Origin of the sequence: Limnohabitans sp. 2KL-3, from assembly GCF_001269405.1 — a bacterium.
Taxonomy (GTDB): Bacteria; Pseudomonadota; Gammaproteobacteria; order Burkholderiales; family Burkholderiaceae_C; genus Limnohabitans_A.
Genome location: NZ_CXON01000005.1, coordinates 149536 through 164496, shown reverse-complemented (window position 1 = coordinate 164496; position 14961 = coordinate 149536). Strand labels below are relative to the sequence as shown.

Annotated in this window: 14 protein-coding genes; 3 read left to right on the top strand and 11 right to left on the bottom strand. The window is 61.2% G+C overall.

Annotated features, from left to right (window positions below; translation table 11 throughout):
* Positions 1-19 precede the first annotated feature (19 nt).
* From AMM41_RS09295 to AMM41_RS09280, 4 genes are all read right to left on the bottom strand, one after another.
* Positions 20-661 (bottom strand): flavin reductase family protein, encoded by a 642-nt coding sequence (locus AMM41_RS09295; RefSeq protein ID WP_089957017.1) that lies wholly within the window; start codon positions 659-661, stop codon positions 20-22.
* A gap of 114 nt (positions 662-775) precedes the next feature.
* A complete protein-coding gene (locus AMM41_RS09290; protein WP_089956666.1) occupies positions 776-1756 on the bottom strand; it encodes a Bug family tripartite tricarboxylate transporter substrate binding protein in 981 nt (326 codons plus the stop codon).
* Positions 1757-2027: 271 nt separating this feature from the next.
* Positions 2028-3290: a Zn-dependent hydrolase gene (locus AMM41_RS09285; RefSeq protein WP_089957013.1), complete on the bottom strand. Its 1263-nt coding sequence runs from the start codon at positions 3288-3290 to the stop codon at positions 2028-2030.
* Positions 3291-3310: 20 nt separating this feature from the next.
* Positions 3311-4033 (bottom strand): GntR family transcriptional regulator, encoded by a 723-nt coding sequence (locus AMM41_RS09280; RefSeq protein ID WP_228769186.1) that lies wholly within the window; start codon positions 4031-4033, stop codon positions 3311-3313.
* An 11-nt stretch (positions 4034-4044) separates the two neighbouring features.
* Here AMM41_RS09280 and AMM41_RS09275 point away from each other — a divergent pair, with 11 nt between their 5' ends.
* Positions 4045-4572 (top strand): ureidoglycolate lyase, encoded by a 528-nt coding sequence (locus tag AMM41_RS09275; RefSeq protein WP_228769185.1) that lies wholly within the window; start codon positions 4045-4047, stop codon positions 4570-4572.
* Between the two features lie 30 nt (positions 4573-4602).
* On the opposite strand, the gene AMM41_RS09270 is transcribed toward AMM41_RS09275, so the two are convergent.
* The 6 genes from AMM41_RS09270 to AMM41_RS09245 all read right to left on the bottom strand — a co-directional run bounded on the left by AMM41_RS09270 (position 4603) and on the right by AMM41_RS09245 (position 11511).
* Positions 4603-5805, bottom strand: coding sequence for an amidase (locus AMM41_RS09270; RefSeq protein ID WP_089956663.1), 1203 nt, complete (start codon positions 5803-5805; stop codon positions 4603-4605).
* Between the two features lie 37 nt (positions 5806-5842).
* Entirely contained in the window at positions 5843-6859 is a 1017-nt protein-coding gene (locus AMM41_RS09265) for an ABC transporter ATP-binding protein (RefSeq protein ID WP_089956660.1), read from the bottom strand.
* Complete coding sequence (locus tag AMM41_RS09260; protein ID WP_089956658.1) at positions 6856-7917, bottom strand: ABC transporter ATP-binding protein; 1062 nt, start codon at positions 7915-7917, stop codon at positions 6856-6858. Before AMM41_RS09260 ends, AMM41_RS09265 begins: the two co-directional genes overlap by 4 nt.
* A 7-nt stretch (positions 7918-7924) precedes the next feature.
* The gene (locus AMM41_RS09255; protein WP_194944688.1) at positions 7925-8818 is read right to left on the bottom strand and encodes an ABC transporter permease; all 894 of its coding nucleotides are present in this window, start codon (positions 8816-8818) and stop codon (positions 7925-7927) included.
* A gap of 21 nt (positions 8819-8839) precedes the next feature.
* Positions 8840-9793: an ABC transporter permease gene (locus AMM41_RS09250; RefSeq protein ID WP_089956653.1), complete on the bottom strand. Its 954-nt coding sequence runs from the start codon at positions 9791-9793 to the stop codon at positions 8840-8842.
* 101 nt (positions 9794-9894) lie between these two features.
* A complete protein-coding gene (locus AMM41_RS09245; RefSeq protein WP_089957001.1) occupies positions 9895-11511 on the bottom strand; it encodes an ABC transporter substrate-binding protein in 1617 nt (538 codons plus the stop codon).
* A gap of 444 nt (positions 11512-11955) precedes the next feature.
* Here AMM41_RS09245 and AMM41_RS09240 point away from each other — a divergent pair, with 444 nt between their 5' ends.
* Positions 11956-12708: an aspartate/glutamate racemase family protein gene (locus AMM41_RS09240; RefSeq protein ID WP_089956650.1), complete on the top strand. Its 753-nt coding sequence runs from the start codon at positions 11956-11958 to the stop codon at positions 12706-12708.
* A gap of 14 nt (positions 12709-12722) precedes the next feature.
* Here the strand turns inward: AMM41_RS09240 and AMM41_RS09235 are convergent, their stop codons facing one another.
* Positions 12723-13616, bottom strand: coding sequence for a LysR family transcriptional regulator ArgP (locus AMM41_RS09235; protein ID WP_089956648.1), 894 nt, complete (start codon positions 13614-13616; stop codon positions 12723-12725).
* A gap of 75 nt (positions 13617-13691) precedes the next feature.
* On the opposite strand from AMM41_RS09235, the gene AMM41_RS09230 reads away from it, so the two are divergent.
* Positions 13692-14339 carry a LysE/ArgO family amino acid transporter gene (locus AMM41_RS09230; protein ID WP_089956645.1) on the top strand — a complete coding sequence of 216 codons (648 nt, stop codon included), beginning with the start codon at positions 13692-13694 and terminating at the stop codon, positions 14337-14339.
* The last annotated feature ends 622 nt before the right edge of the window (positions 14340-14961 follow it).

Sequence of the window (14961 nt, the reverse complement as noted above, 5' to 3'; positions counted from 1 at the left end):
CAATAGCTGGCCGAGGTCCTCACATTTGGTCAATCGCCGTGTTGACCACTGGTGCTTCGCCCGGTTTGTCCGACAACGAAAACCGGTCTTCGGTGCGGGTGTAAAAACTTGCGCCAAAGCGGGCCACGGGTTTGTAGTCGCGCAGGTTGACGCGCCAGGCTTCGGTGTCGATCAGGCCCTCACGCGCAGCCAGCCACTGGATGCGGCCGATGAAGACGTAGCGGCTGGGGGTTTCGAGTTTTTCGTGCAGCACGCACTCAAACGCAATGGGCGCTTCCTGGATGCGCGGGGGGGCCACGGTGTGCGAGGGCACGGGCGTCAGGCCCACGGCGGTCAGCTCGCTCACGTCCGAAGGCATGGACTCGCCACAGTTGTGCATTTTTTGCGCCATGGGCTCGTCGGACATGTGCACCACAAACTGGCCGTTGTGCAGGATGTTGGCGGCCGTGTCTTTGAGACGGCCGTCTTGCAGGCGGTTGATGCTGATCATCAGTATGGGCGGGTCTTCGCCAATCATGTTGAACATCGAAAACGGCGCGGCATTGATCACCCCGTTGGCCCCGAGGGTGGTCACCAGGGCAATGGGCCGGGGCACGATCAGGCTGGCCATGAGTTTGTAGCGCTGGTAGCTGCTGATCTGGTCAAAGTCGACTTCGGTCATGGCGGATTTCACTAGGTGCGGGTTGAGGATGGGGCAAGAAAAAAACGGCAGCACCCAGTCTAGCCCTCGCTGGATGCTGCCGCCGAGTGGTGACAGGAAAGCCTTGGCTGGCGCTCAGGCGATCACTTCGACCTTGGCACGTTTGGCCACCGCGCTCCAGGTGGTGATTTGTGACTGGATGAGCTTGACGAAATCGTCGCCCACCACGGGGGTCTTGCGGGCCAAGGTTTGCACCTCTTCGAGCCGCGCCACAACATCGGGTTTGGCCAAAATTTCTGGGATGAGCGCGGTCAGGCGCTGCGCAATCGGGGAGGGCAAGTTCTTGGGCGCAGACAGGCCCAGCCACTGAGAGCCGGTGAGCGAGCCATAGCCCAACTCGGCAAAGGTCGGGATGTTCGGAAAGGCCGCCATGCGTGTGGGTGTGGACACGGCCAGGGCACGCAGCGAGCCGGCTTTGAGCTGGTTGACGTTGGTGGTGACGGGGTCAAACACGCTGTCGATCTGGCCACCCAGCAGGTCTTGCATGGCCGGGGCGCTGCCTTGGTAGGGCACATGGTCGTGCTCGTTGGCCTGGCCTTCGATTTTGAGCAGCTCGCCATACAGGTGGTTGGCCGAACCGATGCCCGAGGTGCCAAAGCGTGTGGGTTTGGTTTTGGCGGCGTTCACATACTGCGCCAGGGTTTGGTAAGGCGACTGGGCCCGCACCAGCAGCAGCATGGGCGCTTCGACCAGCATGCCCATGTGGGTGAAGTCGTTGACGGGGTCAAAGGGCATGGTGCGGCGTGTGGCGGTGGCGTAGATGTGCACCGAGGCGTGGCTGACCAACAAGGTATAGCCGTCGGCAGCTTGGCGCGACGCGAATTCGGTGCCGATCAAACCACCGGCCCCTGCGCGGTTGTCGACCACCACGGTTTGCGACAAGGCACTCGAGAGGTGCGGCGCCATCATGCGGGCCACGGTGTCCACCAGGCCACCGGGCGGGTATTGGCAGATCAAGCGGATGGGGCCTTTGCTGGGCCAGGCAGAAGATTGGGCGTGGACCCACGGGGCAGCCAATGTGGCGGCACCCGCTGCCAATAATTCACGACGTTTCATGGGAATTCCTTGAGTGGAGGGGTTCAAAAACAAACAAAGGGCACGGGGTGCCTTTTTTGTTCCGAGTCTCACTAGCAGGAGATGTGCCCGTTTTTTAACCCTGCCGGGTCAGGCAGGTGTTTCTCCGTTGGAGGTGGTGGTGGTGGTGGTTTGCGGGGGATTTCGCGACGAGGGCGTCGCTCCTACAGGGGGGCAAGCTGGTTTTGGTGCGCAGGGCGCACCTTTTTGGACGGGATGCCCCATGCACGCCCATGGTGCAAGCAGGGGGCTGTTAAGAGAACACGACCTTGGCTTGGCCCAGCATGGCGTGCAGCAACACATTGCAGCCCGCTTCGATGTGCTCGGGCTTGGCGTCTTCGATTTCGTTGTGGCTGATGCCGTCTTTGCAGGGAATAAAAATCATGCCGCTCGGGGCCAGTCGCGCGGTGTAGATGGCGTCGTGCCCGGCACCCGAGACCACCGGCATTTGGCTGTAACCCAGCTGCGCCGCAGCGGCAGACACCGCCTCCACACACGCCGGATGGAAAGGTTGCGCCGGGAAACTCGACACGAGGGTCAACTCAATGCGCAGGCCTGTGCTGCTCTGCAAACTTTGCGCCAGGGCTTTGATTTCATCGGCCATGGCCTCTACCCCGGCGTCGGTGTTGTTGCGCAGGTCGATGCTGAACTTGACCCGCCCCGGAATCACGTTGCGGCTGTTGGGGTGCACATGCACCATGCCCACCGTGCCACGGGCATGTGGGGCGTGCTGGTGGGCGATGCGCACCACGGCTTGCATCAGGTGCGTGGCCACTTGCAGGGCATCTTGGCGCAGGGGCATGGGGGTGGGACCGGCGTGGGCTTCCATGCCTGTCACGATGCAGTCAAACCATCGAATACCCAAAGAACCGCTGACCACACCGATGGTCACGTCGGCGTCTTCGAGCACCGGGCCTTGTTCGATGTGGGTTTCAAAGTACGCCCCGATGGGGTGCTGCCCCGGCACCTCGGTGCCGACATAGCCGATTTTTTGCAGTTCTTCCAGCACAGTTTTGCCCTCTTGGTCTTGGGCTTTGTAGGCGTGCTCCAGAGAAAACGCACCCGCAAAAACGCCCGAGCCCATCATCACCGGCACAAAACGCGAGCCTTCTTCATTGGTCCAAAAAGCCACCTCGATGGGGGCCTCGGTTTCGATGCCGTGCTCGTTCAGGCAGCGCACCACTTCCAGTCCGGCCAGCACGCCGTAGTTGCCGTCGAACTTGCCCCCGGTGGGCTGGGTGTCGATGTGGCTGCCAGTCATGATGGGCGGCAAATCGGGCTGTCGCCCTGCCCTGCGCATGAACACGTTGCCGATTTGATCGACCGTGACCGTCATGCCCGCTTCGCGTGCCCAGGACGTGACCAGGTCACGGCCTTGGCGGTCCAGCTCGGTCAAGGCCAGGCGGCAGACGCCGCCTTTGTCGGTGCCACCGATTTGGGCCAGCGTCATGAGCGATTGCCACAAACGGTTGGCGTCGATGCGCAGGGCGGGCAAGGTGTCGGGACTCAGCTTCATGGGGGGATCTCCAGGGGTGTTCATTCAGGGCTGTCTCGGTAGGCTTGAAAGACATCGCGCAATTGTCGGCGAGGTGCTGCGGTGGCCGTGAGGGACTGTTCGAGTTCGTTGAGGTGTTTGCGCATTTCTGCGCCTGCCGATGCGGGACTTTTTTGCAAGGCTGCAATCAGGTCCACATGGCGGTGCGCCACACACACTTGCCCGCCTTGGCGTTTGAAGTGCGACATGAGCAAGGAGGTAGTGGGCAGCAGGCCATTGAGCCAGCGGGCCAAGACCGGGTTGCCATGCATGCGGGCCATGGCTTGGTGAAACTCACCCGAGAGTCGAATCGCCAGCGCATGCTCGCCCTGGCGATCGGCCTCGGCTTCAGAGCTGGCCAACTCCTGCAAGGTCTGCAGTTGTTCCTCGCTCAGCCGCCCGGCCAGTTGCCGGGCCACTTCGCACTCCACCACCCTGCGGGCATCAAAAACACTGCCCGCATCTTCCAGACTGGGAATGGGCACGCGTGCGCCCCGGTTGTGCAGCAACTCGATGACCTGCTCTTGGGCCAGGCGTTGCAGCGCTTGGCGCACCAAGGTGCGGGAGACATTGAACTGCTCGGCCAGCTCTTGCTCGCGCAGGCGTTCACCCGGGGACAGTCGGCGCTCCAGAACAGCCTGATAAATGGCTTCGTAGACGCGGTCTGCGCCTGTGATTTGCACGCCTGCGGCGTCTTGGGGACCGTGCCAACCTTCATCTATCATGATGGACCCCCATGCAACTCCGTCATTCCATGCACACCGATCAGCCTTCGGGCATTCTGGCTTGTCAGCCCTTGAGCGCAGACGCTTTCTCGCCCTATGGCGAGGTGTTGAATTTGTTTGCACCGGCCCAGCACACCATCAACCAAGGCACCAGCGGGCGGCTCAATTTGCCCGGCGGGCTGGACTTGGCGGGCGATCAAGGCCAAGCGGTGTTGGCGGTCTTTCATGCGCAGGCGCAAAACCCCGAGGGGCCTTGCCACATGCTGGAGCGGCACCAACGGGGCAGCCAGACTTTTGTGCCTTTGACGGGGGCACGCTGTCGCTTGCTGGTGGCCTTGGGCCACAACCTGCCCGACCTGAACACACTCAAGTGCTTTGAGGTCTCGGGTCAACAGGGCTTCACGCTGCACAAAGGCACTTGGCACCACCCCCTGATGGCCTTGGACAAGGGAGCCTTTTTGGTGCTGGAGCGCCAAGGCCCGACCGAAGATTGCGAGATTCATTCACTGCCTTTGAGCGTGCGCCTGAGTCCCCTTTGAAGCCGCTCGCACGGGATGACCGTGCGGGTTTCAGGACCAGGCGCGGTGGATCTGTTCGGCCAGTTGGACCAGACTGCGGTCTGAGCCTTCTGGCCCGACCAAAGAGATGCCCAAGGGTGCGCCCTGGTGGCTGGCCAGAGGCAAGCTCACCTGCGGCAAACCCGCCATGCCCGCCACACACAGCAAGCTGGTGGCCCGGTTGCGGTAGGTTTCCAGCTCGGCATCGGTCTGGCGAATCAAAGGGGCCACATCGGGCATGGTGGGCATCAAGAGCACGCCGTCGGTGCCCAGGATCTGCTGCATGTGCGTGCGCCAGACGTCGCGAAAAGCCCGCGCCTTGGCCACTTGCTCGTCGGTGACTTTGGACGACCAGTCAAAACGCTGGGCCACCGCAGCCCCCAGCACTGGCTGAAACCGCTGAAGAAAACCCCCATGCACATCCCAGGCTTCGCGCCCCTGAATGGCGCGGAAATGCCAGTACATGGTGTCCAGGTCTGTGTTCATGACACGAACCGTTTTGGCCTTGCCCAAACACTGCTCTATTTTTTGACGCACCGGCTTGAGGGCTTTGAGGGCCCCGGGTGTGGCCAGTGCCCACATGTCAGACGGGGCCAGCAAGCGGATGTGATCGGGCAAGGGCTGCGCATCCTGGCCCAACAAGACATTCGCCACGCGGGCAAAGGTGGGCACATCGCGGGCAAACCAGCCGCAGGTATCGAGGCTGGGCGACAAGGCCATGGTGTCTTGCAAGCTGATGCGCCCCTGGCTGGGCCGCATGCCGACCAAACCGCAATGGTTGGCGGGGGCCCGCACCGAGCCACCCGTGTCTGAGCCCAAAGCAAAATCGCACAGGCGGTTGGACACGGCAGACGCCGAGCCCGACGACGACCCGCCGCTGATGCGCTCGGCCACCGCACCGTTGATGGGCGCACCGTAATGGGCGTTTTGACCGTTCATGGAGAACGCCAATTCGTCGGTGACGGTTTTGCCCACAAAGCGGGCACCCGCGTCGAGCAAGCTTTGCACCACCGGGGCTGATCGGTCCTGCACGCCCCACAAGGCCATGAGCATGGGTTGGCCGCCGCTGGTGGGGTAGCCCTTGACGTGATAAATGTCTTTGGCCGCAAAGCTCAGGCCCGACAAAGGGCCTGTGGCCGCGTGGGCCACGGGGCTGGCGGGGTAAGGCATGAAGGCGTGGGCTTTGTCCCACAGGGCATCGGTGTGTTGACTCATGTTCACCTCACAATGAATAAATGTTCAGACCCTGTGTTCAGGCCACTTTTTGAGAATTGGGCTGGGGCTGCGACTGGACCAGCAGGCAACGCACACTGTGGCCGTCGGCCAGCCAGGTGACATCTGGGCGTGTGACCGAGCATTCGGGCACGGCCATCTTGCACCGGCTGGCAAAAGCGCAGCCCTTGGGCAAGTCGGTCAAGTCTGGTGGTGAGCCGGCAATGGTTTCCAGGCGCTGGCCTTTGGCCAAAGCGCCGTCGGCGCGGCTTTGCAGCAAAGCGCGGGTATAGGGGTGACGGGGCTCGCGCATCAGGGTGCGGGCAGGCCCCTCCTCCACAATGCGGCCGGCATACATCACGGCAATCCGGTCGGCCACCTCGACCGCAGCACCGATGTCGTGGGTGACAAAAATCACCGACAAACCCATCTCTTTTTGCAGCTCGCGCAAGAGCAGCAAGATCTGGATTTGCACCGTCGCATCGAGCGCGGTGGTGGGCTCATCGGCCAACAACAGCTGCGGGCGGCAAGCCAGAGACAAGGCAATCATGGCGCGTTGGCGCATGCCGCCCGACATTTCATGGGGATAGGCCTGCAAACGACGCTCGGGGCTGGGAATGCGCACCCGCTCAAACAAAGCCAAGGCCCGTTGCCTGGCTTGGTCCTCGCTCACGTTTTCGTGACGGCGGATGGTTTCGATGATTTGCTGACCCACGCTGTAAACCGGGTCCAGCGCCAGCAAGGGCTCTTGAAAAATCATGGACGCCACGCGCCCACGGAAGCGGCTGAGCTGGTCTTGCGACAGCGTGAGCACATCCTGATCACCTACCCGGATTTGCCCCGTGATTTGGGTTTTCTTTTCAGCATGCAGACGCAGGATGGTGCGCAAGGTGACGCTCTTGCCAGAGCCTGACTCGCCAATCAGGGCGACCACTTCGCCGCGCTGCACGCGCAAGTCCACGCCCGAGACGGCCTGAACGGGTTTTTTGCCACCGGTGAAGGTGACATGCAGCTGGCGGATGTCCACATAGGCGGGTGTTGAAGTATCCGGTTTCATGCCGCAACCTCCGAAGGTTTGACCGTGCTTTGCACTGCGGGTGCCCCGGTGTGCGCTGCGCCAGCGACGTGCATCCAGCAGGCCACTTGCTGCCCGTGCTGGGCTTGGGCCAGCACCGGCATCTTTTCGCTGCAAATGGCTTGGGCGTGCACACAACGGGTGTGAAAACGGCAGCCGCTGGGCGGGTTGATGGGGTTGGGCGGGTCGCCCGCCAAGGGGGGAGTTTCGGTGCGCCGATCCGGGTCCAGGGTCGGAATGGACGAGAGCAAGGCTTGGGTGTAGGGGTGGGCGGCATGCTTGAACAGCGTTTCACTGTCGCCCACTTCCACCACTTGGCCCAGGTACATCACCATGACCCGGTCGCTCATGTAGCGCACCACATTCAGGTCGTGGCTGATGAAGATGTAGGTCAGGCCAAACGACTCTTTCAAGTCCAGCAAGAGGTTGAGCACCTGCGCTTCCACCGACTTGTCCAGGGCAGAGACCGCCTCGTCCAAAATGATCAAACGCGACTGCAAGGCCAAAGCCCGGGCAATGTTGACACGCTGCCTTTGCCCGCCCGACAACTCATGCGGGTAACGCTCGGCAAAGCGCTGCGGCGCCAGCCCCACCCGGTCGAGCAAGTCACGCGCCCGGTCGATGGCCTCGCGCTCGGGCAGTCCGTGCACCATGGGGGCAAACGCGATCGAGTCTTCCATGGTCAAGCGTGGGTTCAAAGACGCGTAGCTGTCTTGAAACACCATTTGGGCCTGACGGCGATAGTCTTTCAGGGGCAGCGACTTGCTGCCCACCGTCTGGCCGTCAAACACCAGCTCGCCTTGGTCGGGCGTGATCAGCTGCATGAGCAAACGTGCGGTGGTGGATTTGCCGCAACCGGACTCGCCCACCACGCCCAAGGTCTCGCCCTTGAACACGTCAAAGCTCACCCCATCGACGGCGCGAACCACACCTGCGCCACGCCCCAACAGGTCTTTCTTGAGTGGGAAGTGCTTGACCAAGCCACGCACCGAGAGCATCGGCTGGCCGTTTGCGCCCGCCTCATCATTGGCCAATGTCATTCGGACCTCACTGTTTGATTTCCATGGCCGAACGCAAGCCGTCGGCCAGAAGGTTAAAAGCAATCGATGTCATGAAAATCATCGCCCCGGGCAAAGCGGCAATCCAGGGTTGCGTGTAAATGGCGGTGCGCAAGGTGTTGAGCATCAGGCCCCATTCCGGCTCGGGGGGTTTGACGCCCAGACCCAAAAAGCTCAGACCCGAGGCCAGGATCATGGACACCGCGATCAGACTCGTGGCGTACACAAAAATCGGCCCCAGCACATTGCCCAGCACATGCACCCGCACGATGGTGAAAGCCGACGCACCCGAAGCCCGGGCTGCCTCGACAAAATCACGCCCCCGAATTTGTGTGGTCACGCTCTCGGCCACCCGCGCCAGCGGCGGGATGAACACAATCGTCAAGGAAATCAGGGAGTTGGTGATGCCCGCCCCCAAAGCGCCCGACAAAGCGATGGCCAGCAACACCGAGGGAAAGGCGTAAAAAACGTCGATGGTGCGCATCATCACGCTGTTGACCCAGCCCCCGGTGTAACCGGCGGTGATGCCGATCAGCGAGCCGATGACAAAGGCGCAAATCACCGGGGTGATGCCCATGAACAAGGACAGCTTGGCCCCCACCATCAATCGGGTGAGCATGTCGCGGCCCAACTCGTCGGTGCCCAAGGGGTGCCCTTCAAAGCCAATGGGCTTGAGGCGTTTGAGCATGGACGACTGGTAGGGGTCCATGGGGGCCAGCCAAGGCCCTAAGACAGCCAGCACCATCAAAAACAGCACCACCAAAGCAGCACCCACGGCCACTTTGTCGCGCAAAAAACGACGCCCCACGGTTTCCCAATAACCGGCAGAGCGCTCATACACCAGCGGTAGCACCGGGCTGGCGGCCGCATTCAATGAAGTCATGTCAATTCCTTGAGGTCGAGATCAAGCGCGTGCAATGCGAGGGTCCAGCAAGGTCTGGATCACATCCACGATGAGGTTGAGCACCACAAAAAACATGGCCAGCACCAAGATCGTGCCTTGCAGCAAAGGCAAGTCGCGCTGGAAGATGGCCGAGTTGAGCAAGAAGCCGGTGCCAGGCCATGAAAAAACCGTCTCGATCAGGATCGATCCGCCGAGCAGATAACCCAGTTGCAAGCCCATCACCGCCAAGGCCGTGGGGGCGGCATTTTTGACGACATGCCAAAAAATACCCAAATTGGTGAGTCCCTTGGCACGCAAACCGACGATGAACTCTTGCGCCAGGATGTCGGCCACCAAGGCCCGCACCGTGCGCGAGATGATGCCCATCGGAATCACACTCATGGTGATGGCCGGCAAGAGCATGTGTTTGACGTGTTCCCAATCCCAAACCCACTGGCTGGACCCCCCAGGCCCTGCGCCACCGGGTGGCAGCCACATGAGGATGGACGAAAACACAATCACCAAGACCATGCCCAGCCAATAGTGCGGGACGCTGACGCCCAGCACAGACAGCAAAGAAGCGAACTTGTCCAACCAGGAGTTTTGGAAATACCCGGCTACAAAACCAAACAAACTGCCCAGCACAAAGCCGATCAGGGTGGCCAGCATGGCCAATCGCAAGGTGTTGCCCACGGCAGTCATGACCTCGGCCGCCACGGGACGGTTGCTGGCAATGGAGGTGCCCAAATCACCCTGCAAGGCACGCCAGACCCAGGTCACAAATTGCTCGGGATACGAGCGGTTAAAGCCGTACAACTCGATCAACTGCGCTTGCAAGTCGGCCGAGGCATCGGGCGGCAAAATCGACACGAGAGGATCGCCCGGTGCCAGGTGCACCAAGCCAAAACAAACCAGCGCCACCCCCAGCATGATGGGCAGGGAATAAATCAGACGCCGCAACAAAAAGCCGAGCATGCCATCACTCCAAAACTGCAATTTAAAAAGTGTGCTGTCAGGTCATGAACAACTTGACTGCACACCCAGGGGTGTGGGCCCCAAGGCCCACACCTGAACCATCAGTCCATCGACACCGGAGCCAAATCGACAAACCAGCTGCGCGGCTGCACAAAGCCCTTGACCTTCGCGCTCATGGCACGCGGTCCCACGTCGTGGGCAATCCAGACGAAAGGTGCTTCTTCGACAATGCGGGCGTGCAACTTGGCCAGCGCTTCGTCGCGTTTTTTGTCATCAAACTGCGTGCGGGCTTCGGCATTGAGCTTTTCAAACTCGGGGTTGCCAAATAAACCCCAGTTGTTGGACACCGGTGGGAAGGTGCCCATGCTGGTGAAGCGCACCATGCCAAAGAAGGGATCCATGGCGGAGTAGCTCACGTTGATGGCGTGCGCACCGTTGGCCGAGGGGTCTTTGGCCCCACGACGCCAGTTGGTGAACAAGGTGTTCCACTCGATCACGTCAAACTGCACATCAAAGAAGCACTGCTTGAGCGACTGCTGAACAAACTCGTTCATGGGCAAGGGCTGCATCTGGCCTGAGCCCGATGCCGAAATCTGCACCTTGACCTTGAGGGGTTTGGCGGCGCTGTGGCCCGCTTGGGTCATCAAGGCCTTGGCCGCATTCACATCGTACTTGATGTCGAATTTGGGGTTGCCCCACCAGGGGTGACCTGGAGGCACCGTGCCTTTGGGGGCGGCCATCATGCCGCCCAAAAGGGTTTTCAGGCCCTCACGGTCGACGCACAAGTTGGCCGCATGGCGCACCCGCTTGTCCAGCCAGGGCGAGCCTTCGGCAAACGACAACTGCCAAGGCCAGACATGGGGCTGGGCATTGCTTTCGATCTTGAAGCCGCGCTGGCGAATTTGCGGCATGGCGTCGGGGGCGGGGGCCTCGATCCAGTCGACCTGGCCACCGAGCAAAGCAGCAGTGCGGGCATTGGCCTCAGGCATGGGGACCAGCACCACGCGGTCGACCTTGGGCATTCGCTTGGGGTCCCAATAGGTTTTGTTGGCCACCATTTCCAGGCGCTCACGCGGGACAAAACGGGCCATTTTGAAGGGGCCAGAGCCGGAGGCGTCTGCAGCAAAGGCGGTCCATGCCGCTTTGGATTTGTCTGCGGGTGTGGCGCCTGCAGCGGCATCAAATTTCTTTTGCCAATGCACGGGCGAGGCAATGAACAAATTGGTCAGGTTGATGGGCAAAAACGCATCGGGCTCGCTGGTGGTCAGCTCCACGGTCAGGTCGTCAATTTTGCGGGCGCTGCGCAGTGTGGGCATGCGCGAAGCGGTCACGCCCACCTGGCTGGCATCGAAGTGCACTGCGTCTTTGTCGAGCACCTTGCGCACGTTCCAGACAATGGCATCAGCGTTGACAGCCGATCCGTCATGGAACTTGATGCCGGGGCGCAGCTTGAAAGTCCATTTGGTTTTGTCGCTCGCCCCCACCGTCCATGAAGTGGCCAAGCCGGGTCCCACCACACTGGGTGCATCGGCTTTGGACAAGTCCCAGTGGGTCAAGGCGTCGTACATCGGGATGCCGGTGAACCGGTTGCCCTCAAAGCCTTGGTCAGGCTGACCCAAGGTGCGGGGAATGTCAGCCGCCGTCATGGCAATGCGCAAGACTTTTTCTTGCGCCTGTACCGCCATGGAGATGGCGCTGAGCCCCATCCCGACAGCCATGGTGAACGCCCAAGATGCGGGCAAAGAACGTGGGGAAAGGATAGACCGCTTCATCAAAACTCCATTAAAAGTGGATTGAAAAATGAGCAACAGACCTTGAGTACTGACAGATCAGGTCTGTAAATTAACATACGTCAAATGAGTCTGGCAAGTTTTTTTGTATGCAATCACCGTGCCCGCTTGGAGACAGGGCCTGCGTCGTCAGCACGCCGAAGCGAATCTTGAAAAAGGTCCATTTACTCTGCAGAATCAGGCACAAAAATGATGTTTTCTGGCACCATTCTGGTCATCACATGGCGCATCACGCCCCAATTTGGCGATTTTTTTGTATGCAATAAACAACTTGTCACCTCGGACATTGACACCGACATTCCGGCACGATGCATGCCTGCAACCGGGGAAGAAAGTCGGCCCTTGCCCCACTGAAAAAAAGGAACCCATCGCATGAACACCCCCGCAATGCGCCGTTATTTGTTGATCAACCCCAACACCAACGCCTTGACCACACAACGCTTGCGTGACGTGTTGCTGCCCCAGTTGCCGCCGGGCGTGCAACTCGATGTGCAGACCGCCCGATTTGGAGCGCCTTACATCGCCTGCGAAGCCAGCCATGCCGTGGCCGCTCACGCCTGCCTGGACGTGTGGACCTCGCACCGAGGCACGCCGGAACAAGCCCTGCACGGGGTGTTGATTGGCTGCTTTGGCGACCCGGGTTTGTTGGCCTTGCGCGAAGCCAGCGGCTGCCCTGTGACGGGACTGGCCGAAGCCTCGTTCATTAAGGCCGCAGCACACGGGCCATTTGCCATCGTCACGGGTGGCGAGCGCTGGAAACCCATGCTGCAGCGCCTGGCCACCAGCTTGGGTTACGGCGCACAACTGCGCCACATCGAGACCGTGGCCCCCACGGGTGCGGCGCTGCAGGCCGACCCCAAGATGGCGATTGAATGCCTGAGTCAAGCTTGCCAAAACGCCGCCCAAAGCGGCGTGGCCAGCATCATTTTGGGCGGTGCCGGCCTGGCCGGTTACGCCCGGTTGCTGCAAGCCCACTGCGACCTGCCCCTGATCGACAGTGCCCAGGCCGGCTGGGAAGTCTTGCTGCAACAACAGGCGCCTGCTGCACCGTCCAAGCACGATGGTTTTTATGCGCCCTGGGTGGGCTTGCCGCCAGATTTCATGGGCGTCCCCACACGCGGCTGAACACGGCCCGTCCTTCAAGGCATCAAACTGCCCTGAGCGGCCTTGAGCACCGCACGGCTCAAGCCATCGAGCAAGGCAGATGCGGCGCGGGTTTCCTGCCAGTACAAGGTCACATCCAGGGGTGTGCCCGGCACCAGCTCCAGCAACGCGCCGCTTTGCAGGTGCGGCGCAATCAAGGTCAAAGGATGCAGGCCCCAGCCCATGCTGGCCAGTGAGGCCTGCACAAAAGCCTGCGTGGAGGGCAAGGTGTGCCTGGGCAATTCCACATGCCGGTGGCACAAACGCCGCACCCAGCGGGCCTGCAATTCGTCTTGGGTATTAAAGACCAAACTGGGTGCATGGGCCAGGCTTCCGGCCGTCACGCCCTGCGCCAAATGGCGCTGCACAAAATCGGGACTGGCCGCTGCCACATAACGCATGGCGCCCAGGGCGCGGCTGTTACAACCGGTGGCCGGGCGGGCTGTGGCTGTGACGGCAGCCAGCACAGCGCCACTGCGCAACCACTCGGTGGTGTGATCCTCGTTGTCCACCGACACGGCCATCAACACCGGTGCATCGGCCGCAAAGGCGGTCAGGGCCGGGGCAAACCAGGTGGCCAAGCTGTCGGCATTCACCGCAATGGGCAGCGTGACACGCGCCACGCCCTCGGGGGCCAGACCGGGCAATGCGCCTTGCAATTCCTGCTCCAGCAGACGCACACGGTCCATGTGCTGGCACAAGCGTCGGCCGGTCTCGGTGGCCTGGCAGGGCTGACTGCGCACCACCAAGGCACAACCCACCCGCTCTTCCAGCAGCCGAATGCGTTGCGACACGGCCGACGGCGTGACGTGCAATGCGCGAGCCGCACGCTCAAAACTGCCTTCACGAACCACAGAGACCAGTGCAGCCAGAGAAAAATAGTCGAGCATGAAATGAGTTTTTCTAAAGCCAGTTAATGAAAGACAGTTTGTCTTAATCAATCAATCCTGACAAGCTCATGCCCTATGAATTGGAATCACACACTGAATTGGGGATGGCCTGTTTTTGTGCAGGGCATGGTTTTGGGGCTGGGCCTGATCGTGGCCATTGGGGCGCAAAACGCTTTTGTGTTGCGCCAAGGTCTGCGCCGCGAACATGTGGGCAGCGTGGTGGCGTTTTGTGCGGTGGCCGATGCGCTGCTGATCACAGCAGGCGTGCTGGGCATGGCGCAAGCGCTGGGTGAGCGGCCAGCGTTTGCAAGAGCACTGGCTTTGGGCGGGGCGGCGTTTTTGGCCGTGTATGGCTGGCGAGCACTGCAGCGAGCGCGTCAGGCCAGCACGCTGGACGTGACCAGCACGGGCCAGGGCCTGAGTCTGGGGGCGGCGCTGGCCCAAGCGGCGGCATTCACCTTGCTCAACCCGCATGTGTATCTGGACACGGTGCTCTTGGTGGGCAGCATTGGCGCACAGCAGCCGACCTCCTTGCAGGGCTGGTTTGCGGCTGGGGCCAGCACAGCCAGTTTGCTGTGGTTCAGCGCCTTGGGCTTTGGGGCACGCTGGTTAGCGCCCTGGTTTGCCAAGCCCCGCGCCTGGCAGGTGCTGGATGCGCTGATCGGTGTGACCATGTGGGTGCTGTCAGCCTTGCTGGTGCGTCATGTCTGGGCTGGCCTGTAAACCCTGCTGCAGCAGCGGCGTGGTGTTGGTTGACCCGATAAGGGCGGCGGCCCTGCGGATGCCCCTCGTCCCACACAATGCAGACATTTCACATTGGGGGGGCTTAGATGCTGTTTCCCCTGTAGGAGCGACGCCCTCGTCGCGAAAAAGCCTCGCAGACCACCACCCATCGCCCCGAGGGCGAGGCTCCTACAAACTGCAAAGCCCCCCAAAATGGTGGCCCCCAAAAATGCAAGGCATGGTCTCTGTAGGAGCGACGCCCTCGTCGCGATCTGCCATGCAGACCACCACCCATCGCCCCGGGGGCGGGGCTCCTACAAAATGCAAAGCTTCCCAAAAAGGTGGCCGCCAAAAATACAAGACATGGTCTCTGTAGGAGCGACGCCCTCGACGCGAAAAGCCTCGCAGACCACAACCCATCGCCCCGGGGGCGGGGCTCCTACAAAATGCAAAGGCCCCCAAAATGGTGGCCCCCAAAAATGCAAGGCATGGTCTCTGGAAAAAGGGGGTCAGATCCAGGTTGGACATGACCCCTTGAACATCACTTGCGTGGGCCTTTTGGACGGTTGAACCAGTTGGCCAGCATGAACAAGCCAAAGACAACAAACATGATGATGAGGAC